This window comes from Candidatus Enterococcus avicola (assembly GCF_047470845.1).
In the GTDB taxonomy this organism is placed as follows: domain Bacteria; phylum Bacillota; class Bacilli; order Lactobacillales; family Enterococcaceae; genus Enterococcus_D; species Enterococcus_D casseliflavus.
Genome location: NZ_JBLGTY010000014.1, coordinates 15,199 through 38,462, shown reverse-complemented (window position 1 = coordinate 38,462; position 23,264 = coordinate 15,199). Strand labels below are relative to the sequence as shown.

Genomic DNA, 23,264 nt, shown 5'->3' with positions numbered 1-23,264 from the left:
TGATTCCAAGGGGGGATGTTTATTAAGAATATTCTATTTTTCTCAGTCTAAATCAGCCGAATATGAGTCAATGGATAATAAACAAAGCGGGCATTGCCTAAAATCGCATCGCCTGATATAGGACCAAAGGAGCGGCTATCTTTAGAGGCACGTCGATTATCACCAATGACAAAATAACTGTCTTTGCCTAATTTCTCCACGCCCAATAAAGATTCCAAATCAAAATCATTGGTATAAGAGGCAGACTCATGATCGTTGCTGCGGTTTTTCACTAGAAAATCTTCATCTACCGGTTCATCATCAATGTAAAGCTGATCATTGACATATTTCACCGACTCACCCGGCAAGCCAATCACCCGCTTGATATAGGTCGAACCATCTGGCAGCTGGAAAACAACGACATCAAAACGCTGGATCGGTGAAATCTTTTCGATGACTACCATATCTCCTTGTTGCAACGTTCCTTCCATGGAGTTCCCTTCAACAGGAACCGGAATCAGTAAAAATGCCCGAATCAAGAAGGCTGTTGCAAAGGCGATCAAGGCATATTTCACAACTAGCCAAAAACGATCAATCCACTGTTTCTTGGCATTCACAAATCTACCTCCTCTCCGATTTATTCCTTACTTATTTTTCTGAAAGCAAGGACAGTGCTTTTAAGTACGCTGGGTCCTCTGCTTTGAGTTTTTCTGCTACTTCTTTTTCAATTGCTTGGGCAGTGTCGGCATCGACTTCACCAGTTGCCTTTAGGTCATGGTCTTCTTGGAAGGCTTTCACAGCTGCAGTCGTCTCGTCATTGAAGGTATCGCCGCTCGTGGCATACCCTAACGCTTTAAGAAATTGATTCAGATTGTTGACAGCCGTTGACGATTGTCCAGCTTTTAAGGCATTATCACGAGGTAATGGCGGGAAATACGCATATTCTGGATAATCCTCTTCATAGTCTGGCATCACACCTTGATCGTTGACCCAATTTTCATTCGGTGTCAGCCATTTCATGACTGTCATTTTTAATTCACTATTATCCCCCAGATCCTTCACATTTTGAACGGTCCCCTTACCAAAGGTTTCCGTACCAACAACTGGGATATCCGCTGATTCTTGCAAGGCTGCGGCAAAAATCTCAGCTGCGGAGGCACTGCCGCCGTCGACTAAAACAACGACTGGCTCTGTGACTTTGAATCCTTCATCCAATGCTTCGCTCGCTTTGGTCTCACTGACAACCCCTTGATTGTTGGCAAACTTCACGATCGTTTGACCGTTTTCTAAAAACATACTTGCCATGATCTGGACTTGATCCAGCAATCCACCAGGATTTTGTCTTAGATCAAGAACAAACGACTTCGCACCGTCTTCCCGCAACTCGGTGATCGTTTCTTTCAACTCAGCTGCTGTGTTTTCGGCAAAGGAGGTAATATCAATTCGACCGATCGTATCATCATTTTCAACCAGTTCACCATGGACCGTTTCGATTGGGATCACGTCCCGAGTGATTTCCACATCAAAGGTATCTGCTCCACGCTGAATCGTTAAGGTCACCTGCGTGCCTTTTTCCCCTCGAATCTTACTCACGACTTCAGACAATTCCTGTCCTTGCGTATCTTCCCCATCGACTTTGACGATTCGATCATTCATGCGCAGACCACTTTTTTCTGCAGGGGTGTTTTTGATTGGCGCTTGTGCGACCTCGGGATAGTCTTCCACGATCGACAAAGTAGCACCGATCCCTTCAAAACTTCCTGAGAGGGACTGATCCAAGTTATCCGCATCTGATTGGTTTAGATACGTCGTGTAAGGATCGTCAAGCGCATCGGTCATCCCTTGAAGAGCACCCTCAATCAATGCATCCTCATCGACTTCTTGGTAATAATTCGCAAGGATCTGGTCATACAACGACTGGATTTTCTCCATCCCGCTGGCTTCTGTCGTCGTTTCTGTCGCCGGCTGTGTCGTCTGCTGATTTTGCTGGGCTGTTTGCCATAAGTAGACACCGCCTCCCGACAAAATCGCGACACAGACAAGAGAAACGATATATCGGCTTGTCGTTACATTTTTCATTCACAACACCTCTCTGAGAAAAAACAACTTCGTTCTGAGCATTTATGCAGGCAAAACGAAGGACGTTTTTATTTGTTATTTTCGAGATACTCTGCCCAGATACGATCAAAAATATCCATGGATGGCAAATAATCAACGTTTAGTTCCAGATAAGAAGAGACTTCATCATAATCATCACTGTGCTTTGGAAACTGAATATCATGACTCGCATGAGTGGCAAAGATCTGAGCCTCATCTGTATGACTCGGACCTTTGACTGCCATTAAATAGCTATAAAAACTTTTACGCATGTTCTTGCTCCCAATGATCTTCTAAAAAGGCTGCTCGACGGGCATGATTGCGAGCAAAATTTTCAGGATTCTTTTTGTAGTACTCTTGATGTTCTTCTTCCGCTAAATAAAAGGGTTGCGCTGGTTCGATCGTAGTCACGATCGGATCGGTAAAGCGACCGGAAGCCTGAAGTGCTGCTTTGCTGGCTTCGGCTTTTTTTCGCTGCTCTTCATTAAAATAGAAGATAACCGGACGATAATTGTCACCGCGATCTTCAAATTGGCCAAAAGCATCCGTTGGATCTGTTTGCTGCCAATAAATCGTCAAGAGCTCCTCATAACTGATTTTTTCTGGGTCGAAAATGATTTCTACTGCTTCAGTATGCCCTGTTTGATGGCTTTTGACTTCTTCATAGGTTGGATTTTCGGTATGTCCTGCGGTATAACCAGAAAAAATCGAATGCACCCCTTCGAGTTCATCAAAGGGCTGGATCATACACCAGAAACACCCACCTGCAAAAATTGCTCGTTCCATTATTCATCCTCCGTTTCAGCTGGTAAATATAAGCTCATTTGAATTTCATCATCTACAAGATTGATTTTGTTTGCCTTGATGAACAATCCGTTTTGCATGCGGAATTGATCCAATCGTATCAGTATAATTTGTTCATCGGCATTGACATCGATCCATTCGGGAAATTTAAAACTACGTTTGATCATTTTCATTACTTCACTAGTGGGCAAATCCAAGGTGCCAATCGATAAACTTTTGGCTTTTAATTGGACATTGCCTTCTTCTGTCACATAAGGATCAAAATAGAGATAAAACGTGATAGGAAACCCTAATACTTGAAACTCGCCTGTTAAGAGTGCTTCGTTTCTCAGCTCAAAATTATATTTTACCTCTTGATCCTTTTGAAAATCAGATAGATAAAAATCAATCAATTGATTGACTTGGCTTTTGTTGCTGTTAACGGTCAGAACAGGACTGCCCTCCCGTTGAACAAGTTCAGCACTTTCATTTAAGCCAGTTTCTCGCTGCTGAAAAATTCTTGAAGCAAAGAAAACCGTTGTCCCCAAAAGGATGCCGACCAGAACTAGAAAAGCAATTTTCCAGTAGTTGATCGATTTTTTAGTGCTTGCAGCTGTTTTTTCCGGCTGCTTCGTTGATTCGCTTGGTTTCATTTTGCTTCCTCCTCTAGCAACCAATAGTTTTGTGTTTTGATCACTTCATCGCGAACGGCATTCGCCATCAGTTGATACCCAAGATTATTGGGATGGAAGCGATCGCCTTCATACAAAACATTGTTGGTGATATTATTCCCGACAGCTTGCGATGAGTCGGTAGTCGCCGACGTGCTGCTTTGTGTCTCATCAGCATTTGGCGCCGATGACTCAGGTAAACTTCCAGTGTCGGTTGTTTGTGTTGTTTCCTCAGTTGCGTCTTCTTCTGTATCCGCAATACCGACCTCATCACTTAACCCTTTATAGAGCAAATCGTTGATAGGAATAAAAAAGGCATTTTCTTGCTGATTGACGAACGTTTCCGTCTGTTTATTCCAGTTATCAATGATCGTCTGCATGTCGGTGATCTCTGGAAAGTTCAGATAAAATGGATTGTAAATACCCAAAACATAGATTGGGGCATCGCTATTTAGTTCACGGATTTGAGCGAATAAATCTTTTAAGCGTTCATTATATTCTGCCATCGGTTCCGTAAACGTCTCGATACTCAGACCGAAGAAATTGCTTTGGATCACTTTTAAGACGTCATTTCCGCCGACGGTCAAAGTAATCAGGTCCGCTTGACTAAGGTCTTGGCGCAAATCTCCATCATTTTTGACTCGTTTTAAAATCTGGTCGCTTCGTTCACCAGCGACCCCATAATTTTTGGTTACTAAATTGCTCAGATCATAGCGGTCCTCTAGATCTCCTGCCAAAATAGGCACAAAGCCGCCCCGAGCTGTTTCATCCCCAACACCCTCTGTCAATGAATCCCCAAGTGCGAGGTATTCAATGGCGGATTTTTTCGAATCATTGGCTGCTAGCTTATCCACAGGGGTCAGCAGTGGTTGCGCTTTGGGAACAGCTAAATGAAACAGTACACCCGTTCCAACGGCTATCAGTCCCACAACGATCAAATAAGTTACTAATTTCTTCCATTTCACAGGTATTCAAACTCCTTTGTAATCTTTGCTATTTTAACAAAATTCTCATAAAATTCCTAGTCGCAATCCTTCAAACTTAAGAAAGAAAACAGCTCCCTACTCTCTGAATAGACAAAGAATCGCAGCTTCATTCTGCTTTTTCTTCCTTTCAGCTTTTCATACACCAAAAAGCGATTCGTCGTCAAACGAATCGCTGAAAGGAAGCACCTTTTTTATTCCGTACTGTAAGTGATCGCAAACGCACCTCTACCTGTATGAGTGGCGATGATCGGTGTTGTGTGAAGCAATGGGATCTCCAAGTCAGGAAACAATTCTGCTAGTTCTTTTTGGAAACGTTCCGTGATTTCTAACCCTTCTGCATGAGAAATACCAATTTTCGTCACTTTTGGCATATTCTTCAATTCTGCTTTTAATTCCTCAAACCATTTATTGAACGTCTTGACGCCGCGTCCTTTGACGACTGGAATCAGTTCTGAATGATCAAAATCCATGATCACTTTCATGTTCAGTAAGCTCGATAAAAGACCTTTGGCGCGACTGATGCGCCCACCTTTTACTAAGTTTTCTAACGTTGAAACGCCGATAAATAATTTCGTATGCTCACGCACCAGATCCACTTCTGGTAAAACTTCTTCTAGTGTCTTACCGGCTTTAGCCAATTCTGCTGCCCGAATCACTTGAAAAGCCAACGCTTGGTCTGTCGTGTCGCTATCGATCACGGTGACTTTGGCTTTTGATAAATGACTGGCTTGACGAGCCGCTTCCACAGTGCCACTAAGACCTTTGGTCATATGGATCGATAGTATTTCACTGCCATCTTTGCCTAATTCGTCATACAGTTCTACAAAATGACCAATCGGCGGCTGACTAGTTTTAGGTAATTCTTTGGCTTGCGCCATCATTTGCATAAATTTTTCTCCCGGCAACGTTTCATCATCTGAATAAACGACACCATCGATCATTACAGATAAAGGCACGACATGGATAGCCAAAGCATCACGGACACTTGGTTCCATCGTACTGGAAGAATCTGTCACAATTTTAAGATTTGCCATCATATATTCACTCTCTCTTTAAATCAAGTCTTTTTTCGTGGTAAAATAACCACAGACCATTTATACTAAGTATAACAGAGAGAAAATTTTTTTTCATCTAATTTCGATTCGAAAGGACGGTGCCGAATGCAGCACATGAAGTTTAGTCGCAGATATTTGATCGTCAATGAAGTATTAAATGCAGTAACCCACGGGATCGGATTAGGACTGAGTATCGCAGGACTGGTCATCCTCTTAATCAAGGGGGCAAATCTAGGGTCACCTATCCACATCGTTTCCTATGCCATTTATGGGTCGATGATGATTTTGCTCTTCCTCTTTTCTACCTTATTTCACAGTTTGATTTTTACCAAAGCAAAAAAGGTCTTCCAAGTCTTTGATCATGCCTCCATTTTCTTGCTGATCGCTGGAAGTTATACACCTTTTTGCTTGCTTAGTATCCAAGGCTGGCTTGGCTGGTCACTCTTTGTCTTGATTTGGCTACTAGCAATTAGCGGCATCGTTTATAAGTCACTGACTCTTCATAAAAAAGAGACCGTCTCAAAAATCTCCACCCTGATCTACATCATCATGGGCTGGTTATGTGTTATTGCCTTTAAACCTCTGATCGAACATTTAGGCTACTGGGGAACATTTTTACTAGCAAGCGGTGGTGTTTCTTATACTGTAGGTGCGCTATTCTATAGTTTAAAATCCGTTCGGTTCATGCATGTGGTTTGGCACTTATTCGTTATGTTAGGTGCTGGACTGATGTACTTTTCCGTCTTGTTGTATACCTAAAAATGAAGCACTGCTTATAAAAAAAGAACAGGAAACTTTCGCTGCAGAAAGCTTCCTGTTCTTTTATTTTCTACGATAAAATTCAAATTGATGGGGATAATGGTTCTTTTCATCGACGATCCCATCGATCACATGATCAAGTTTCCATTGCATCCAATCAATCTCTGGGAAATACACATCTCCGTTAAATTCCGCAGCGATCACTGTACGGTACAATTGATCGCAATCGTCAATCATCGCTTCAAAAACACCTGCTCCACCAGTTAAAAAAACGGGATGCTCTTGCTGCTTTACATACGCCAAAATTTCCTCACGGTCATGCATCACTAAGGCGCCGTTGGCTTGATAATCCCGATCACTCGTCAAAACGATCGTCGTACGCTGTGGCAGTAATCTTTTTCCCATGCCTTCAAAGGTTTTGCGTCCCATTATAATCGTATTATTGATGGTTTGCTCTTTAAAAAATTTCAAATCATTCGGCAAATGCCACGGCAGTGTACCATCCGCTCCGATCAACCCCTTTTGATCTTGTGCCCAAAGTGCGATCAACATAAAAATTACATCCCTTCTGTATAAAATGATTCCGAAATAATAGCAGCAACCTGCAGCCGCTGCATCAGCTGAAAAGCTGATTCATGCTCAAATGGATCTTTGTTGCGCTCCTCAAAGCGCAAGCCATCACAGGCTTGGTAAACAATTGTGCCGCCGCTTCTTTGGACATTTCGCGGCCATTCCCCATCGTTTAAATGCGCGCTGTTGTTTTTCAGCAAGGTCGGTATCAGGGAGATTGGAAAGAGAGCACTACCAGCTGCGATATCAACTTCTTCTATTTGAAAGAAGTCAGTAGCGATCTCGTTGATCAAGCGCTCCGTTCTTTGCCACGTTTGCGGATGACTCGCAAATGCCCTTGCAGTTCGTCCTAGGATACAATACGTATTCGCAGGTAAAGGTTTTTTGCTTATTGCCACTAGTTCTTCGGGATAGGTCTTCATCCACGTCACCACGCGATCAAAATCACAAATATGCAGCGAATCCAAAGCTGGCAGGTGGTGCTGGGCAGCAAAAACAAGCCTTCTGCGGGCATCCGCTGCTCCTTTTGCTGGTATAAAAATGGCAGTACACTGCTGATTTGATCGAATGGCTTCCTTTAGCTCTGGCACTGTTTCTTCGGATACGGATAGCCAAACTGCATCATAGTGCTGATGCAAGAACTCGATAACTTGCTCAATGAGCGCTACAGTAATCGATCCAGCATGTCTCTGATGAAAGGTCGCCGCAAAACCTCGCTTGTGGGTATTTACCATTACGCCTCATTCCTTTCTTTATGAAATGAAACCCAAACAATCACTTAAACTGCGATCGGTGCTTTGATCGTTGGATGCGGATCATACCCTGCCAAGGTAATATCTTCCATTTCAAAATCAAAAATCGACTGTTTTTCAGGATTTAACTGTAAGGTTGGCGCAGGACGTACCGAACGAGTCAACTGTTCCTTCATCTGTTCCATATGATTGCTGTACAGATGAGCATCGCCTAATGTATGGACAAAATCCCCGACTTCTAGTCCAGTTTCATGAGCAATCAGGTGCGTTAATAGCGCATAACTAGCAATATTGAAGGGTACGCCTAAAAAGACATCACCACTGCGTTGATACAGCTGACAGCTTAAGCGACCCTCATGAACATAAAATTGAAACATTGTGTGACAAGGTGGCAACGCCATCGTCGGTACATCTTCAGGATTCCATGCGGAGACGATCAGACGGCGAGAATCCGGCGTCGTTTTGATCATGTCGATCACTTCTTTGATTTGATCGATAAACCCGCCGGTACTTTTTTCCCAATGCCGCCATTGATACCCATATACATGGCCCAAATCGCCGAAAGTTTCAGCGAAAGCATCATCGGCTAAGATTTTTTCACAAAATAGTTTCAACTCATGTTGATACTGTTCACTGAAAGCTTCATCCACTAATGAACGGCGACCAAAGTCTGTCATATCAGGACCTGTATAAGCATCACTTTTAATATAGCGTTCAAACGCCCATTCATCCCAAATGTGGTTATTATGTTCCAGCAGGTAGCGGATATTGGTATCTCCCTTTAGAAACCACAATAATTCGCTTTTGATCAAGCCAAAAGGAACTCTTTTTGTTGTCAGCAAAGGAAAGCCTTGGGACAGATCAAAACGCATTTGATGACCAAAGACACTGCGTGTTCCCGTTCCTGTACGATCACTTTTATCATTGCCTTCTGCTAATATTTTTCTTCCTAGATCTAAATATGCTTGTTCCATCGTTCTCTCCTTTACTCTATACAAATTCGCTCAAATATTCCCAGCGATCCATTTTTTCTGCCAGTTGCGTTTCAACCTCGCTGATTTCTTGCTGTAATTTTTGCAGCTTAGTAAAGTCCGCGCCTTGATGATTCATTTCTTCGGTCAAAGCGGCTGCTTTTTCTTCTAATACCGCGATATCATCTTCAATCGTCGCCCACTCTTTTTGTTCCATATAACTCAGTTTCTTTTTGACAGGCGCTGCAGCAGACGCCTCACTTTCAGCAGAAAGTGAATCGGTTTTTGTTTCTTTTGGCTCTAGTACACTCGAACTAGCTTTATTGGTATTGGCTGCTAGATATTCATTGATGGAACCAAAGTAGGACGTAATCCTGCCATTTCCTTCGAAGATCAGCAATTTTTGGGCAACTTTATCTAAAAAGTAGCGGTCATGTGAAACAGTGATGACTGCACCTGGAAATGTTTCCAAATAACTTTCCAAAATCGTCAAGGTATCAATATCCAAATCGTTGGTCGGTTCATCTAACAAGAGAACATTTGGCTGTCCAATCAATAGCTTGAGTAAAAATAGTCGTCGTTTTTCCCCGCCAGACAGCTTGCCGATCTTGGTGCCATGCATGGATCGCGGAAATAAAAACTGTTCCAGCATTTCTGCGACACTGACTTGGGAGCCATCCACTTTTTGCACTTCCTCGGCTGCTTCTTGCAAATAAGCAATCATTCGCTGATCAGGGTTCATCGCTTCAATCGTTTGCGTATAATAAGCCATTTTCACAGTCACGCCCATCGTACGCTCCCCTTCTTCTAAAGGCAGGCGACCAGCTAAAATATTGAGCAACGTCGATTTGCCCGCACCGTTTTCTCCTGTGATCCCTAAGCGTTCTCTTGATTGAATCAACAAATCAAAGTGAGACAAAATCGTTTTGTTTTCAATCTTGAAACTCGCATCTTTTAGCTCTAAGACTTGTTTGCCTAAGCGTGTCGTAGCAACATCAATGGCCACTTCGCCGTTTCGTTTTACTTGATGTAGGTTTTCTTTTAAATCATCGAAACGATCGATCCGTGCCTGTTGTTTCGTTGTACGGGCCTTCGCTCCAGTGCGAATCCAAGCCAACTCATGTTTGTACAACTGCTTGCGCTTGTCTTCTTGCGTCTCCTCCACACGTTCTCGTTCTGCTCGAGCATGAAGATACGTCTCGTAATTGCCCTGATATTCATGTAGCTTGCCAAAAGACAATTCAAAGATCCGATTAACGACTCGATCCAAAAAGTAGCGATCGTGGGTCACCATCAGTAACGCACCCCGATAATTTTTTAGATAGCCTTCCAACCATTGGATCGCATCATAATCTAAGTGGTTAGTCGGTTCATCCAATAACAACAAGTCTGGTTCATCGATCAATACTTGAGCCATAGCCACTCGTTTCTTTTGACCTCCAGATAATTCACTGACCTTTTTTTCTAACTCATTGATCCCAAGTTTTTGTAAAATGATCTTGGCAGTTGTATCTGTATTCCAAGCATCGGCTTTATTCATCGCTTCTTCTGCCAACTGATAGTTCCGTTGCGTTTGTTGATCCAAGCCATTATTCTCTAAGGCAATCAGCGCTTTTTCATAGTCACGAACAACGCGAATCAGCGGACTGGTGCCTTGAAAAACAGCATCTACAACAGATAATTCTTCTTGTAACTGATTGTCTTGAGTCAAGAAACCGATGCGATAATCTTGGGCGGCAAATACCGTTTGGCGATCGCCATCTCCGCGATCCAAACCGGCCAAGATCCGTAACAAACTCGATTTACCCGTGCCATTGACACCGATCAAACCGATTCGATCTTTTTCATGTATCAGAAAAGAAAGCTGATCAAACAGTGTTTTTTCACCATATGTTTTGGTTAATTCACTTACTTTTAATTCTTTCACAGAATCCCTCCTGAGTTTTTTCTTCGCTCATTGTACCACATTTCATCAGCGGAAACGATGAGAGAAAAAAATCAATTTTTGTAAAAAAGAATGCCTTCGTCAGTCTACTCCTTCTGATCATCGATGTTGATCATCTTTTAGGAATAACCTGACGAAGACACTCCATAAAACGTGCCTCAAGTTGTGCGCCTCTTGAGACGTATTATCGGCGAAACATTCGCTGCTTCGGCTGTTCTTCTGCTCGAGACATCGCATACGATTCTAACAGATTGACATTGCGTCGGTATTCATTTGCCGAAATCGTTGAGATTTTCTCAGCCACTTCATATTCATCGATCGTTTTGCGCTCAAGGTAATAGCCCCAAAGGACTTTCTTAACAAAAATCGGGTCTTGCTCGATCATGATCGTTTCAATGAAATTGCTGTGTTCAAATCGTTTGATGCTCATTTCTCGTTGACGAATAAAGAAATTGATCAGCGAGGAATCATAGACATCTTCTAAATTGCTCAAACTATGAAAAATATATTCACTGTTCTTTAAGTAAATTTTTTGTACTTCAGAAATGTCTCGTTGCTTCAAGGCAGCTTTTAGCTGCTGCTTTCGCTGTAAAAACAAGCGAGGATGAATCAAAATACGGATAAATCGCTGAATAAAGAAGAGCCAAAAACTAAAGAATGAGAGAATTTGTTTTGCGAGGGAATGCTGTTGCTGAGAAATAAACCGTGAATAAAAACGGTAGCCATTTAAGCTGACTTTCCCATTTCGATACGCTTCATCCAAGCCGTCTTGTTCGATCGATAGGATCAATCCTTGAATTTCTTGGATTTCTTGTTTTTCTGAATCAGTCAAACTATTGCGATACAACTCCCAGCGCCGATTTTCATAGGAATTGATGACAGCATCGATCGCTAAACGGCCTTTATCCGAGAGTTCTTGCTTTTCTTCTGCTTCCAATTGTTCGATGACGTCTTCTAAGATCAGCAAGTGATTGAAGTCGACGCTTTCGGCAGCTTCCCCATCTGCCAAGTATGGCAAGACCATCACGCTGATGATCAATGTCAGTAAGATCACACAAGCGGTCAAAAACAGAAGCAAGCCTCTTTCATGAAAGGGTGCATCATGCACCATCACAGGCAAAATAAAGATGGCTGCCAAACTGACTGTTCCCTTGACTCCGCCAAAAGTCAACAAGGCGACTTGATTCATTGATACTTGTTTTTTTGACTGTAAAAACCAATAGTAAAACAACAAAAAGAGAAAACGAACAAGGAAGATCACCGCCGTGATCACCAAAATCGTAATCACTAGATGCCAGTTTGCATAATTATTGCTCTCCCAGATTGGTGAAAATACTTGTGACAACTCGATTCCTAGAAAAAGAAACACCAATGCATTCAATGTAAAGACAATGGTCGACCAAGTACTTTCTGAAATGTTCGCCAGCTCTGCATCAAACAACGAGATCCGTCGTTTTCTTTGGGCTTGGGCTACACCTGCCACAACGGCTGCGATGATCCCTGAGACCCCGATCATTTCGGCCAGCAAATAGGCAGCAAATGGCAAGAGCAGTTCGATCAATAAGTATACTGTGACATCTTGTGCCGAGATTTTTTCAATAAAGCGCAAAATTCGACGTTTCAGCCACACGATCAAGTAACCGACAAGCCCGCCGCCGATACTAGAGAATAGGAGCTGGAACCCTGCGTTGGCTGCTGAAAAGCTCCCGGTGGTCAAAGCTACGATAGCAAACTGCAATGCGGTAACCCCTGAAGCATCGTTCAGTAAGCCCTCGCCTTCCAGAATGTGCATAATGTTTTTGGAAATTTTCAAACGTTTTGCTAATGAGGAGACTGCCACTGCATCAGTTGGTCCTAACGCAGCACCAAAAGCGAAACAAGCAGCCAGAGGAATCGTGGGCATCAACCAATGGAGCGTTCCGCCGACAGCAAACAGTGTCATTAAAACGCCGCCAAAAGCCAAAAACAATACGATCTTGCTGTTTTTGAGGATTTCAGGTACATCTGCTCGTTCTCCTTCACGAAACAGCAATGGTCCAATGATCATTACTAAAAACATTTCCGGTTCAAAAGCGATTTCCTGTCCCATTTCTGTTAAACCTAGTAAAATCCCTAAGATGATTTGAATAAAAAAGATCGGTACCGAGGGTAATATTTTGCTCGCCACATTTGATAACGTGACGAGAATTGCAATGATAATGACGAGTTCAATAAATTCCATCCATTACCCTCTTTTCTTTCGAATAGCTAATAACAGCTCAAGAAAATCTTCTTTTTTCAAAAGGATCTTATCGTTTAGAAGACCTAACTCCTTTTCGTTATTTTCAATTTCGCATTGGACACGCCGTGATTCCAAGCGGTAAAGATCGTGTTTCATTCGCTCAAATTTACGAAAAAGCAATGGATTTTTCCGTTGCAAGTACTCACGAATCTCTTTTTTTTCAGCTGGTGTAAATTGTCCCAACTGTTTCATCAGTTCTTGTTTGCTTAAGCATTCCTTGTTCATGATTGTGCTTTGGGCCCCTTTTATTATCAGTTTATCTTTTTATTTATCGTATAAATCAAAATTATCTCTTGACCGCTAGTATTCTAAGCCAATCATTCAAAAATAGCAAGTCTTTCTCACTAAAAGATGGTTTTCTATCCGCATTCTTATAAACTAAAAAAACCGCAGCTTTCACTGCGATTTTTTGTTTATTTCATATACAAGTCGTAATAAGCATCCATGATCTCTTTCGCGATTTGAATATTGGGATGCGTATCGGTGTCTCCTTTTAATTGAGGCATCACGATCGCAATCGCAATATCCGCATCACTGCTTGGACCGTAGGCAACGATGTTTAAGTTAACTAAGCTGATGGTATTGCCATTACTATCCACGATGGGTGTTTCGGCAGTACCTGTTTTGGCAGAGACTTCCATTTTCGCAGAAGCCAAGCCTTTGGCAGTTGCCCAAGCATCCGTTCCATGAACCGCATCGTAAAAGCCATTTTGGATAATTTGCATTTGGGCATCTGATAAACCAACCTCGTTCAATACCGTTGGTTCGATGTCCTCAATCAGCGAACCTAGTCCGCCTGTTTCATCATTATCGTAGATTCCGTCAACGATGTGAGGCTGCAATCTTTTGCCACCATTAGCAACAGTTGCTGCATATTGTGCCAGTTGCAGTGTCGTATAAGTATCAAACTGGCCGAATGCTAAGTCGAGGATCTTTCCGCCATCACTGACAGGGTCCATGTTCTCAATGGATGTGCTGATACCAGTTGCTTCTCCTGGTAAATCGATCCCTGTTTCAGTTCCCATACCAAAAGAGGCAAAAGAGGAACGGAGTTTTTCGTAGACATCCCCTTGACGATCCACTGTTGGAATCGAGATGCCTGACTGATAATTGATGCCCATCAAACGTAAAGCGACTTGCATCATATAGGAGTTAGAAGAAACTTCCAATGACTGCTCCGCAGAAAGGTTGCGATTATTTGCCCCAGTTGGGTTGAAAATAGAAGCTTTTACATCGGAGCCGATTCTGATTGGTTGATCCAGCAGCACTTCGTTGCCGTTTAAGACGCCGTTTTCCCAACCGGCAGCCAAGGTTCCTGCTTTGACGACGGACCCTGGTACAAAGGAATTAATAAAGGTACCAATGGCATTTTCCTGCATTTCATTTGATCCCGTGTCATGATGATACCCGGACATGGAAAGGACACCGCCGGTTTTCGGATTTAACGCCACTGCGTATACCCCTGGGGAATACTCTGCAGCACCAGAATCAATCAGTTTTTGAAAATTGTCTTGCAAAATCTTGTCAACTTTCGCTTGAAATTCAGCATCGAGTGTTAAAACCAGATTATCCCCCTTTGCGCCTGCAAAGGTTTCTTTTTGACTTTCAATATTGTTGTTGTTGTCAAGCGATATTTCAGAGATGGATTTTGTTCCTTGTAAAACTTCTTCATATTGCTGTTCTAAATAACTACGGCCAACGCGATCATTACGTGCGTAACCTTTTTCTAAGAATTCGTCTAGAACTTCTTCAGGTATTCCTTGTTCTTCACTAGTCACCGTTCCGATCAAACTAGCCAGAGAACTTCCTTCAACGATCTTTCGTGTCCAATCGGTCCCGGTGGAGATTCCTGGTAAATCGACCATGTTTTCAGCAACAACTGCTAATTCTTGGTCAGACACATCCGACGTCTTAATAAAGACCGTACTCAAAGATTGTGCGCTGTTCATCCGCTTGAAAATCGTGGCTGCTTCTAATTCGGCATCGGAAAAATTGATTTCTTCTTCAGTCACTTTCTCAACGGTTGCCGCATATTGTTCAGAAGTACCTAAAGAACGCTCTTCATCACTCAATCGTTCAGTTGCTTTTTCAAGATTGTCTTCATCTGCCAACCAAAAGTCCTTAAGATCTCGATCAGACAAGTTTTTGTCGACTGGCATTTCGATCAACTCGCTCAATTTTTTGGCTGTTTCTAAAAGATCTTGAGCGGTCATTTTGTTTCCCCGGGTAAAAGTGATTGCTGCATTGGCTTGATTTTCCACTAAAGCTTTCCCAGAAGCATCGTAAATCATCCCCCGAGGGGCACTTCCTTTTACTTCCACTACAGATGAAGCTTTCAATTGCTGCTCAATATTTTCGCCATTGACGATCTGTAGATAGCCTAATTGGACAATCAATGATACAAACAAAGCAAATATAATAAAAAACAAAAAGTTCAATCGAAATGGAACATGAGATTTGCGATACGATTTGGCCTTTGGTTCTTCTGGCCCCTTACGTATCCCTTGGACAACTTTATCTTTCAAATTCTTCATCTCATCTATCCTTCCAATCTATAATGACTACTGTCCTATTTTACCAAAAAATTCGATCTGAAACAGAAAAAACAAAAAATATCCATTAATCCTTAGAAAAAACTATAAAAACTCAACGATATCTGCCTGAATGTTTCACAGATAGAATGTTTCATTTTCACTCTTTCATGAAAAAATTGTTTTTTTAAGCTTTCTTATGTTTTTTCATTTGTTGATTTCGTGAAACAAGAAATACATTTCAGTTTTTGTGGAAAACTAGATTGATTGAATCGATGGGATCTTTCATATAAACGAAAAATCGACACACAAGCAGTTGCCTATGTATCGATTCCGCTATCCTATCGAACAGTTGAATGAGATGTGCAAAGCGACACACCCTCAAATGATTGAAAGACAGCTATGTGGTTTTATTCACTCGCATCCTCACCATCGGAAAACACTGCACTGTCATCATAGAACTGATAGTTCACGTAGCCTTGCGTATGTTCATCTCCTTGTGAAAGCTGATTGTTTGGAGGGAGGGCCAGTTGTTCTCTGAGTGTATTTTGCATGTGTAAGAGCTGATTGACCCCTAAAAGCTGATAGTAGACATCATTCAACATTTGCCCTTCCCCTTGCAGCTGTTCTTGATGAATCGTCGTAAAAGCCGGTAAATAGTTTTTTCCGATATCTAGCATATCGTCCCATGTCAGATCCGTCTTTGAATTTTTCTCAACTGCTTTTAATATTTTCTGATAATTATTGACTCCATCCAAACTCATTACTTTTTTTAGAATTTTTGTTACGACCTCACGTTGTCTTTTCTGCCGACCAATATCTCCTTCTGGGTCTTCTTTACGCATGCGTGCATAAGCTAGACCAGTTTTCCCATTTAAAGTGATTTTTCCTTTTGGAACATGAACCCCCTCTAGCGTAAAGTCGATATCATTCGTTACTTTGATCCCACCAACTGCATCAATCAAATCTCTCAGGCCTTGCATGTTGATTGTCACATAATGATCGATCGGTATATCCAAAAGATTTTCCACAGAATCCATTGCCATGGCTTCTCCGCCAAAAGCATATGCGTGATTTAACTTGTCTAGCGTTCCATACCCGACGATTTGAGTAAATATATCCCTATCCAAGCTAACAATCGTAGATTGCTTTTTTTCTGGATTTACTGTAACAACCATCATGCTGTCTGAACGGCCTTGTTCGGTCCTTCCTAAAGCTCCGGTATCAATTCCTAGTAACAAGATGGAAAAAGGCTCTCTTTTTTCAATGTTGACAGTTTCTGAACGCCTTTTTGTTTTTCGATCTACTGGTTTAGAAATATGTTCAAAAGTTGAACTTGTATCTTTATAAACTTGCAAGCCGTACACAGTTAATCCGATAATTCCCAGGACTAAAATCCCTAATGTTCCTATTACTATTCTTTGATATTTTCGCATCTTGCACCTCGTCCGATAAAAATAACAATCGACTAAATTTTCGCATAATTTATATCATACAGCAATCTCATTTGTTATAAAACTTTTGTTTTAATAAAAATGTAATGTAAATGAAACAAAAGAAAGTATCCCTCACTTGAAGGAAAGAAATAATTTTCTCATTCTTTTCCTTCATGGTTTTGCCAGAAACTAGCTAGGACGAAAAAAACCTTGCTTAGCTGCAAGGTTTTCAGTCGATTCTGTAATTAAGTAATTAGACTTTGGTTACTTCCGCTGCCTGCGGTCCGCGGGCACCTTCAACGATCGTAAATTCAACTTCTTGTCCTTCTTCAAGCGATTTAAACCCATCTCCTTGAATGGCAGAGAAGTGAACAAATACATCATCGCCACCGTCAACTGTAATAAAACCAAACCCTTTTTCGTTGTTGAACCATTTTACTTTCCCATGTTCCATAGTGTGTAAAGCCTCCAATAATTATAATCCGACGATTCCGTCGATTTCATTATAGCGGAATATGTAAGCGTTAGCAATAACGAAATTTCTTTCCATCAAGAAAAAAAGAAGCCCTTAGTCAGGCTTCTTCCTAATAGTTTGTTTAAGCTTTTGCGAAATATTCGTTTACTTTGTCCCAGTTAACAACACTCCAGAAAGCATTGATGTAATCTGGACGAACATTTTTGTATTTCAAGTAATACGCATGTTCCCAAACATCTAAACCTAATACAGGTGTTTGACCATCCATCAATGGTGAATCTTGATTCGCGGTTGAAGTGATTGCTAGTTTACCGTCTTTAACGACTAACCATGCCCAACCTGAACCAAAACGTCCAGTTGCAGCAGTTTTAAATTCTTCTTTAAAGTCTTCAAAGCTGCCAAAAGTTTCTTCAATTGCCTCTTTGATTGCTCCAGTAGGTTCGCCACCGGCATTTGGGCCTAAGATTTCCCAGAAGAATGTGTGGTTAGCATGGCCGCCGCCATTGTTGCGAACCGCTGTTTGAATATCTTCAGGTACAGAAGAAAAGTCTGCTAATAATTCTTCAACTGTTTTTTCACCTAATTCAGGATGTTTTTCAATCGCTGCATTTAAGTTTGTTACATAAGTGTTGTGGTGTTTATCATGATGCAAATGCATCGTTTCTTCATCAATATATGGTTCCAATGCATCGTATGCGTAAGGTAAATCTGGTAATGTATAAGTCATAAAAAAAATCCTCCTCAATGATAATGTTTACATAAGTAACATTATCAGACTATCAGACTTTGTTCAAAAAATATGCTTACTTTTTCTCACTTTTTTTCGTATTGAAAATCAAAAATTTACTAAACACATAATTTGCCAAAACAACAACGACTTGGGTGACCAGCTTGGCAACAAGATCGCCGGTAGCTAAAACTGAGATAAAGAAATACATACAGAGCATGTCCAAGCCTAATGATATAACGCGAAAAAAAATGAACTTTCCAAATGCCGCCCAAGACTCTTGCTTCGTTTTTGTTTTTACTTCAAAGACCCATAACTTATTTGTAAAGTAAGCGAATAAAACAGAAGCGATCCAAGAAATCACATTCGCTGTTTGATAATAAAAACCAAACCCTTCACGAAAAATGAGATAGACGACAATATTGACTACGGTGGTCAAACCACCAAAAAATAAATACGTGAGTGGCTCCCACAGTTTTTTTTGTTGTAAGATTTGTTTGTATTCAATAAACTTTTGCATACATATGCCTACTTTCATTACTTTATTTACTTATTCAATAGATATTTGGCTCTTTTTTTGTGAATTCCTTGTAATCCTAAGAACCCTTCGTTACAATTACTCTAGTTATACCACAAAGGAGTTTATCAGCAAATGACTATCGTCCAACTATTTAAAATTGCTTTTTTTCGAATACCAGAGCTAAAATTCGTCAAAAAAGCAGAGTTTTCCAAAGTGATCGTTTTTCTATTAGGTGCAGCCGTGATGATGGCTTTGCCAGTTACCATCAATGTCTTAGACGTCTTTCGTGATGTGCAAGCAGATGGACAAAAAATCGGAGAAACGATTCCTGATTTCACGATCGAAAATGGACAGATTTCTGTCGCTCCCAATACGCAAGGGTTCATCTATCAAACCGATTCGATCATCTTTACTTTTGATCCTGATGGCAATCGTACACCAGCAGATATTGCATCTGATGTCACCGGCTCGGTGATCGCAGTAGGTTTGTTAAAAGATCAGCTGGTCATTCGTATCCCTTCTTCTGGTTTCTCAACGTCTATGTTCGATTCAAACCAATTAGAGTTTGATTATAGTGAACCAGCACTGCGTAATCTTAACGGTCAGGCGATTCGAGAAACCTTATCCAACCAAGCGATCCCATGGCTGATAAAAATCATTGTCTTTTTTGTCGCCTTATATCCCACGTTTGTCAGCTTACTGATTACCTTAATCATGGGAACCTTTATTGCGACGATCTATACGAAATTGAAGCTATTCTCTTATACCTTTTTCGAAAATTTAAAGATTCTCATTGTCTGTGCTGCATTGCCTACACTCATTAGTGTTATTGTACAACTAGCGTTGCCTTCCTTTGATGCTACCACCTTTATTTTGTTTGGTTCCCTATTCTTATTTACACAAGGTGTCAAAGATTCCCCAAAAATACAATTAAAAAAATGATCTATCCCATGTTCAATTCATTGAACATGGCTTTTTTCTCATTCTTTGCTACACTTAAGATACAAGGAGGCTTGGCAATGAAAAAAATTATCTTAGCCACTCGCAACTTTCGCGACACTTATGTGGAACAAATGGAAAAAGACTATCAATTTCTCGTGTACTCAAAGGACCAAGCAATTGATTGGTCACAAGTGGAAATCACTATCGGTTGGAAGCCAGCATGGAACGAACACCTGTTAACCGAAAAAACAAATTTGAAATGGGTCCAAGCGATTTCGGCTGGTGTGGACACCTTGCCATTAAAAGAGTTTGCAAAATACGACATTCTCTTATCAAATGGCAGTGGCATCCACGCTGAATCGATTACAGACCATTTATTGGCTTTGCTCTTTATGGAAAACCGCGGGATTTTCCAAGCAATCCAACAACAAAGAAAACAGCAATGGGCACCGGATACGATTCCTTATGCAAAGCTATCGGATCAAGAGATTTTGATCGTTGGTACGGGACAAATCGGCCAAAGATTAGCCAAAGCATTAACCTTTTTTGGTGTACATCCGATCGGCATTAATACAAGCGGCCATGAGGTGGCGGGTTTTGAAAAAACGTTTGCGTTATCTGACTTACACACTTGCGCAAAAACCGCCGATTGCATCATCAATATTCTTCCACTGACAGAAGAAACCACACATTTGTATGATGAAGCCTTTTTTGCACAAATGAAGCCTTCTGCTTCATTTTATAATGTCGGTCGTGGTCCTAGCGTGGATACTGCCGCATTAACAAAGGCATTAGAGAAAAAGCAGCTGGCATTTGCCGCACTAGATGTTTTTGAAGAGGAACCTCTACCAGAAAATGATCCGCTATGGCATACCGAAAACCTGTTGATTACTCCTCATATCTCAGGACACACGCCCCATTTTCAAAAGGCATTTATGGATATTTTCTTAGCGAATTTCCAACAATTTTTAACAAAACAAGAACTTGTTAAAAATGAGATAAACTTGGATAAGGGATACTAACAAACTCTTTCCACAAAAAAAGTGTACAGTTGGAGGCAAAACCCTCAGATTGTACACTTTTATTTTATCGTTGTTTTTCTTGGTCTTTTTCGGTTTCTTTCAAGAAGTACAAAGGTCTATTTTTAGTCTCTAAGAAAATTTTTCCGATATACTTGCCGATGATCCCTAAACAAAGCAATTGCAAACCACCAACAAATAAGAAAATGCTGACCATTGACGGCCAACCTGTCGTTGGATCACCAAAAATAAAGGTTCTTATCACAATAAAGATCAAAGCAATCAGAGAGCCAAAACAGGAGAGCGCACCAATAAACGAGGCAATATTCAAAGGCGTATCTGAAAAGTTGACGATGCCATCGATCGAATATTGGAATAATTTCCAGAATGACCAAGAAGTCTCACCCGCTACTCTTTCTCGATTCTCATAAGCGATGTATTCTGTATCAAACCCCACCCAGCTGAAGATCCCTTTTGAAAAGCGATTGTACTCTGACAGCTGTAAAACTGCATCAACCATATTGCGGCGCATCAAGCGAAAATCTCGCGCACCGTTTACCATTTCAGTATCGGCAATTTTGTTGATGATGTTATAGAACGAGTTCGAAAAAAAACTGCGAATCTTTGGCTCACCTTTTCTATCGGCACGTCTCGTACCCACACAGTCAAGCTCAGGTTTACTTCTTAGCAAGGCAAACATTTCAGGTAGTAATGACGGCGGATCTTGTAAATCTGCATCCATTACAGTGACAAAATCGCCTCTAGCAGCTTGTAGCCCCGCATAAAGAGCAGCTTCTTTGCCAAAGTTTCTCGAAAAAGATAGATAGCGAACACTTTCAGGGTGGGCGTGATACAAGTCTCTTAAAACAGACAGAGTTTGATCTGAAGACCCGTCATTAACAAAAATATATTCAAAAGGCATATTTAAGTGTTTCTTCACTTTTTCTGTTTCTTCAAAAAAAATCGGCAAGCTTGCCTCTTCATTAAAACAAGGTACAACAATTGATAACATCGGTTTCATCTCCTAGAGCCAATCGTGGGAAATCGGTCAGCTGGGACCGAATCCACATTATTTTTTATCTTCGCTAAAATCATATTTCGGTTCATCTAACGTTTCATCATAGTCCACAGTTAGATCATAGCCTTTGAAAAACCATTCGTCTGCTTCATCAATAAAAAAAAGCAAGCCATCAATGGTTTGTTCGACGATCGGACGTTCTGGTTTATCGACTGACATTCCCACGGAAAATCCGTCATGCACTTGTGTTTTGCCATAAATTTTTCCGAAAAAACGAATCCCGCTTCCTTGGTCTACCACCAATTCTTTTTTAAACCATTGCATTGCTTCAGGACTTATTGTTAAGTTCATTTTCTTCACTCCTAATCATTCATATGTTCATCAAGTATATCTACATCATCTGTATTGCCGATCACGAGTAAATTGTCATTTTCACGCACGATCGCCTCTGCATCAGGCGAAACGATCACTTGTCCTGGTCCCCGACGAATCGCAACGACTGTCAGACCATACTTTTGTCGAAAATTCAGCTCAATCAGGGATTTATTGAAAAAGCGTGGATTGGACACGCGAATCTCTGCTAGAGAAAATTCGTCAGATAGTTCAATATAATCTAAGATATTTTTGGAAACTAGATTATGGGCGATGCGAATCCCCATGTCACGTTCGGGATGAACGACACGGTCTGCGCCGAGTTTTTCCAGTACACGGGCATGGTATTCGTTTTGGGCTTTCGCTAAGATATTAGGAACACCCATTTCTTTGACCATCAAGGTCACCAAAATACTAGCTTGAATATCCTCACCAATCGCAACAATGACATGGTCAAAGTTACGGATACCCAATGAGCGTAACGTCATCTCATCTTGTGCGTTGCCGACCACCGCATGGGTGGCGATATTCATATACTCATTGACACGATCTTCGTTGCTATCGATCGCCAGTACTTCTTGTCCAGATTCAATCAACGTGCGACAAATACTGCCACCAAAACGGCCCAGACCGATTATTGCATAATTTTGCTTCACCACAAACGCTCCTTTTTTACCAGATCATAATTTAGTATAACAAAAACCTCCTCTGCTTGCCATGAGGAGGTATGATTATTAAGACTTTATTTTATCAAACCATGTTTAAAAGCATATATCGTAGCTTGTGTACGATCTTCTACTTCTAATTTTGATAAGATATTTGACACATGTGTCTTCACTGTTTTCAGCGTAATGAAGAGTGCATCCGCAATCTCTTGGTTGCTCTTTCCTTCGGCGATCAACAGTAACACTTCTTGTTCCCGATTGGTCAAATCTTCATGTAGGATCGGTGTCCGATTCGTCAAACGATCCATCATTTTCGTGGTGACTTCGGGTTCTAAGACCCGCTCTCCTCGCTGGGTTGCACGAATGGCTTCCGCAATCTCATGAGCAGTAGACGTCTTTAACAGGTAACCTGCCGCCCCCGCTTCAATAGCAGGATAGACTTTTTCGTCATCAATAAAACTAGTGACAATAATGATTTTTGCTTCGGGCCAATCATTTAAAATCAATTTCGTAGATTCGATCCCATCCATTTCATCCATCACCAAATCCATCAAAATCACATCTGGACGTAATTCCAATGCCTTTTCATACCCGACTCGACCATTTTCCGCTTCCCCAATTACTTCTATATCGTCTTGAATCGATAGATAAGAAGAAACCCCCAGACGAACCATTTCATGGTCATCAACTAACAACACTTTAATCATACC

General features: G+C 41.2%; 25 protein-coding genes. 3 read left to right on the top strand and 22 right to left on the bottom strand.

Annotated features, from left to right (window positions below; translation table 11 throughout):
- Nucleotides 1-47: 47 nt before the first annotated feature.
- The 7 genes from lepB to ACI3E5_RS11990 form a co-directional block, all read right to left on the bottom strand.
- Nucleotides 48-596, bottom strand: a complete 549-nt coding sequence (gene lepB / locus ACI3E5_RS12020) for a signal peptidase I (protein WP_005229602.1) — start codon at nucleotides 594-596, stop codon at nucleotides 48-50.
- 31 nt (nucleotides 597-627) lie between these two features.
- Entirely contained in the window at nucleotides 628-2,058 is a 1,431-nt protein-coding gene (locus ACI3E5_RS12015) for a S41 family peptidase (RefSeq protein ID WP_275854542.1), read from the bottom strand.
- A gap of 68 nt (nucleotides 2,059-2,126) precedes the next feature.
- A complete protein-coding gene (locus ACI3E5_RS12010) occupies nucleotides 2,127-2,348 on the bottom strand; it encodes a YozE family protein (protein ID WP_005229600.1) in 222 nt (73 codons plus the stop codon).
- A complete protein-coding gene (gene msrA, locus ACI3E5_RS12005) occupies nucleotides 2,341-2,862 on the bottom strand; it encodes a peptide-methionine (S)-S-oxide reductase MsrA (protein ID WP_016610786.1) in 522 nt (173 codons plus the stop codon). The genes ACI3E5_RS12010 and msrA overlap by 8 nt, the downstream gene beginning before the upstream one ends.
- Nucleotides 2,862-3,512, bottom strand: coding sequence for a YpmS family protein (locus ACI3E5_RS12000; protein ID WP_010749381.1), 651 nt, complete (start codon nucleotides 3,510-3,512; stop codon nucleotides 2,862-2,864). The genes msrA and ACI3E5_RS12000 overlap by 1 nt, the downstream gene beginning before the upstream one ends.
- On the bottom strand, nucleotides 3,509-4,495 hold the full coding sequence (locus ACI3E5_RS11995; RefSeq protein ID WP_325844925.1) for an SGNH/GDSL hydrolase family protein: 987 nt from the start codon (nucleotides 4,493-4,495) through the stop codon (nucleotides 3,509-3,511). Before ACI3E5_RS11995 ends, ACI3E5_RS12000 begins: the two co-directional genes overlap by 4 nt.
- Before the next feature lie 212 nt (nucleotides 4,496-4,707).
- Nucleotides 4,708-5,550 carry a DegV family protein gene (locus tag ACI3E5_RS11990; protein ID WP_325844924.1) on the bottom strand — a complete coding sequence of 281 codons (843 nt, stop codon included), beginning with the start codon at nucleotides 5,548-5,550 and terminating at the stop codon, nucleotides 4,708-4,710.
- A gap of 126 nt (nucleotides 5,551-5,676) precedes the next feature.
- Between ACI3E5_RS11990 and trhA the strand changes: the two genes are divergently transcribed.
- Nucleotides 5,677-6,330, top strand: coding sequence for a PAQR family membrane homeostasis protein TrhA (gene trhA / locus ACI3E5_RS11985; protein ID WP_005229593.1), 654 nt, complete (start codon nucleotides 5,677-5,679; stop codon nucleotides 6,328-6,330).
- Between the two features lie 63 nt (nucleotides 6,331-6,393).
- Here the strand turns inward: trhA and ACI3E5_RS11980 are convergent, their stop codons facing one another.
- The 11 genes from ACI3E5_RS11980 to ACI3E5_RS11930 form a co-directional block, all read right to left on the bottom strand.
- Nucleotides 6,394-6,882, bottom strand: coding sequence for a dihydrofolate reductase (locus ACI3E5_RS11980; RefSeq protein WP_218212666.1), 489 nt, complete (start codon nucleotides 6,880-6,882; stop codon nucleotides 6,394-6,396).
- 5 nt (nucleotides 6,883-6,887) lie between these two features.
- Complete coding sequence (locus tag ACI3E5_RS11975; RefSeq protein WP_498821763.1) at nucleotides 6,888-7,634, bottom strand: hypothetical protein; 747 nt, start codon at nucleotides 7,632-7,634, stop codon at nucleotides 6,888-6,890.
- A 44-nt stretch (nucleotides 7,635-7,678) separates the two neighbouring features.
- Nucleotides 7,679-8,626 (bottom strand): thymidylate synthase, encoded by a 948-nt coding sequence (locus ACI3E5_RS11970; RefSeq protein ID WP_498821761.1) that lies wholly within the window; start codon nucleotides 8,624-8,626, stop codon nucleotides 7,679-7,681.
- A 16-nt stretch (nucleotides 8,627-8,642) separates the two neighbouring features.
- Nucleotides 8,643-10,550, bottom strand: a complete 1,908-nt coding sequence (locus ACI3E5_RS11965; RefSeq protein WP_142973195.1) for an ABC-F family ATP-binding cassette domain-containing protein — start codon at nucleotides 10,548-10,550, stop codon at nucleotides 8,643-8,645.
- A gap of 202 nt (nucleotides 10,551-10,752) precedes the next feature.
- Nucleotides 10,753-12,789 carry a cation:proton antiporter gene (locus tag ACI3E5_RS11960; RefSeq protein WP_325844917.1) on the bottom strand — a complete coding sequence of 679 codons (2,037 nt, stop codon included), beginning with the start codon at nucleotides 12,787-12,789 and terminating at the stop codon, nucleotides 10,753-10,755.
- Between the two features lie 3 nt (nucleotides 12,790-12,792).
- Nucleotides 12,793-13,074 carry a hypothetical protein gene (locus ACI3E5_RS11955; protein WP_015510017.1) on the bottom strand — a complete coding sequence of 94 codons (282 nt, stop codon included), beginning with the start codon at nucleotides 13,072-13,074 and terminating at the stop codon, nucleotides 12,793-12,795.
- 188 nt (nucleotides 13,075-13,262) lie between these two features.
- Nucleotides 13,263-15,383: a peptidoglycan D,D-transpeptidase FtsI family protein gene (locus ACI3E5_RS11950; protein WP_086295557.1), complete on the bottom strand. Its 2,121-nt coding sequence runs from the start codon at nucleotides 15,381-15,383 to the stop codon at nucleotides 13,263-13,265.
- A gap of 407 nt (nucleotides 15,384-15,790) precedes the next feature.
- Entirely contained in the window at nucleotides 15,791-16,816 is a 1,026-nt protein-coding gene (locus ACI3E5_RS11945) for an LCP family glycopolymer transferase (RefSeq protein ID WP_118215613.1), read from the bottom strand.
- A gap of 253 nt (nucleotides 16,817-17,069) precedes the next feature.
- The gene (locus ACI3E5_RS11940; protein ID WP_005229578.1) at nucleotides 17,070-17,270 is read right to left on the bottom strand and encodes a cold-shock protein; all 201 of its coding nucleotides are present in this window, start codon (nucleotides 17,268-17,270) and stop codon (nucleotides 17,070-17,072) included.
- Between the two features lie 142 nt (nucleotides 17,271-17,412).
- Nucleotides 17,413-18,018, bottom strand: a complete 606-nt coding sequence (locus tag ACI3E5_RS11935; protein WP_005229576.1) for a superoxide dismutase — start codon at nucleotides 18,016-18,018, stop codon at nucleotides 17,413-17,415.
- A 76-nt stretch (nucleotides 18,019-18,094) separates the two neighbouring features.
- Nucleotides 18,095-18,538: a GtrA family protein gene (locus ACI3E5_RS11930; protein WP_325844915.1), complete on the bottom strand. Its 444-nt coding sequence runs from the start codon at nucleotides 18,536-18,538 to the stop codon at nucleotides 18,095-18,097.
- A 132-nt stretch (nucleotides 18,539-18,670) separates the two neighbouring features.
- Between ACI3E5_RS11930 and ACI3E5_RS11925 the strand changes: the two genes are divergently transcribed.
- Nucleotides 18,671-19,480: a DUF1189 family protein gene (locus ACI3E5_RS11925; protein WP_015510023.1), complete on the top strand. Its 810-nt coding sequence runs from the start codon at nucleotides 18,671-18,673 to the stop codon at nucleotides 19,478-19,480.
- 26 nt (nucleotides 19,481-19,506) lie between these two features.
- Nucleotides 19,507-20,502 (top strand): phosphoglycerate dehydrogenase, encoded by a 996-nt coding sequence (locus ACI3E5_RS11920; protein ID WP_115233079.1) that lies wholly within the window; start codon nucleotides 19,507-19,509, stop codon nucleotides 20,500-20,502.
- 64 nt (nucleotides 20,503-20,566) lie between these two features.
- Here ACI3E5_RS11920 and ACI3E5_RS11915 read toward each other — a convergent pair whose 3' ends face one another.
- The 4 genes from ACI3E5_RS11915 to ACI3E5_RS11900 form a co-directional block, all read right to left on the bottom strand.
- Complete coding sequence (locus ACI3E5_RS11915; protein WP_325844913.1) at nucleotides 20,567-21,511, bottom strand: glycosyltransferase family 2 protein; 945 nt, start codon at nucleotides 21,509-21,511, stop codon at nucleotides 20,567-20,569.
- 57 nt (nucleotides 21,512-21,568) lie between these two features.
- A complete protein-coding gene (locus ACI3E5_RS11910; protein WP_005229567.1) occupies nucleotides 21,569-21,868 on the bottom strand; it encodes a HesB/YadR/YfhF family protein in 300 nt (99 codons plus the stop codon).
- An 11-nt stretch (nucleotides 21,869-21,879) separates the two neighbouring features.
- On the bottom strand, nucleotides 21,880-22,545 hold the full coding sequence (locus ACI3E5_RS11905; protein WP_005229566.1) for a potassium channel family protein: 666 nt from the start codon (nucleotides 22,543-22,545) through the stop codon (nucleotides 21,880-21,882).
- Nucleotides 22,546-22,631: 86 nt separating this feature from the next.
- Entirely contained in the window at nucleotides 22,632-23,261 is a 630-nt protein-coding gene (locus ACI3E5_RS11900) for a response regulator transcription factor (RefSeq protein ID WP_005229563.1), read from the bottom strand.
- Between the last annotated feature and the right edge of the window lie 3 nt (nucleotides 23,262-23,264).

Excerpts from the sequence above, each read along its gene's own strand:
- ACI3E5_RS12015 (WP_275854542.1), bottom strand. The coding sequence starts at position 2,058 with ATGAAAAATGTAACGACAAGCCGATATATCGTTTCTCTTGTCTGTGTC.
- ACI3E5_RS12010 (WP_005229600.1), bottom strand. The coding sequence starts at position 2,348 with ATGCGTAAAAGTTTTTATAGCTATTTAATGGCAGTCAAAGGTCCGAGT.
- msrA (WP_016610786.1), bottom strand. The coding sequence starts at position 2,862 with ATGGAACGAGCAATTTTTGCAGGTGGGTGTTTCTGGTGTATGATCCAG.
- ACI3E5_RS12000 (WP_010749381.1), bottom strand. The coding sequence starts at position 3,512 with ATGAAACCAAGCGAATCAACGAAGCAGCCGGAAAAAACAGCTGCAAGC.
- ACI3E5_RS11990 (WP_325844924.1), bottom strand. The coding sequence starts at position 5,550 with ATGGCAAATCTTAAAATTGTGACAGATTCTTCCAGTACGATGGAACCA.
- trhA (WP_005229593.1), top strand. The coding sequence starts at position 5,677 with ATGCAGCACATGAAGTTTAGTCGCAGATATTTGATCGTCAATGAAGTA.
- ACI3E5_RS11980 (WP_218212666.1), bottom strand. The coding sequence starts at position 6,882 with ATGTTGATCGCACTTTGGGCACAAGATCAAAAGGGGTTGATCGGAGCG.
- ACI3E5_RS11975 (WP_498821763.1), bottom strand. The coding sequence starts at position 7,634 with ATGGTAAATACCCACAAGCGAGGTTTTGCGGCGACCTTTCATCAGAGA.
- ACI3E5_RS11970 (WP_498821761.1), bottom strand. The coding sequence starts at position 8,626 with ATGGAACAAGCATATTTAGATCTAGGAAGAAAAATATTAGCAGAAGGC.
- ACI3E5_RS11960 (WP_325844917.1), bottom strand. The coding sequence starts at position 12,789 with ATGGAATTTATTGAACTCGTCATTATCATTGCAATTCTCGTCACGTTA.
- ACI3E5_RS11955 (WP_015510017.1), bottom strand. The coding sequence starts at position 13,074 with ATGAACAAGGAATGCTTAAGCAAACAAGAACTGATGAAACAGTTGGGA.
- ACI3E5_RS11950 (WP_086295557.1), bottom strand. The coding sequence starts at position 15,383 with ATGAAGAATTTGAAAGATAAAGTTGTCCAAGGGATACGTAAGGGGCCA.
- ACI3E5_RS11945 (WP_118215613.1), bottom strand. The coding sequence starts at position 16,816 with ATGCGAAAATATCAAAGAATAGTAATAGGAACATTAGGGATTTTAGTC.
- ACI3E5_RS11940 (WP_005229578.1), bottom strand. The coding sequence starts at position 17,270 with ATGGAACATGGGAAAGTAAAATGGTTCAACAACGAAAAAGGGTTTGGT.
- ACI3E5_RS11935 (WP_005229576.1), bottom strand. The coding sequence starts at position 18,018 with ATGACTTATACATTACCAGATTTACCTTACGCATACGATGCATTGGAA.
- ACI3E5_RS11930 (WP_325844915.1), bottom strand. The coding sequence starts at position 18,538 with ATGCAAAAGTTTATTGAATACAAACAAATCTTACAACAAAAAAAACTG.
- ACI3E5_RS11925 (WP_015510023.1), top strand. The coding sequence starts at position 18,671 with ATGACTATCGTCCAACTATTTAAAATTGCTTTTTTTCGAATACCAGAG.
- ACI3E5_RS11920 (WP_115233079.1), top strand. The coding sequence starts at position 19,507 with ATGGCTTTTTTCTCATTCTTTGCTACACTTAAGATACAAGGAGGCTTG.
- ACI3E5_RS11915 (WP_325844913.1), bottom strand. The coding sequence starts at position 21,511 with ATGTTATCAATTGTTGTACCTTGTTTTAATGAAGAGGCAAGCTTGCCG.
- ACI3E5_RS11910 (WP_005229567.1), bottom strand. The coding sequence starts at position 21,868 with ATGAACTTAACAATAAGTCCTGAAGCAATGCAATGGTTTAAAAAAGAA.
- ACI3E5_RS11900 (WP_005229563.1), bottom strand. The coding sequence starts at position 23,261 with ATGATTAAAGTGTTGTTAGTTGATGACCATGAAATGGTTCGTCTGGGG.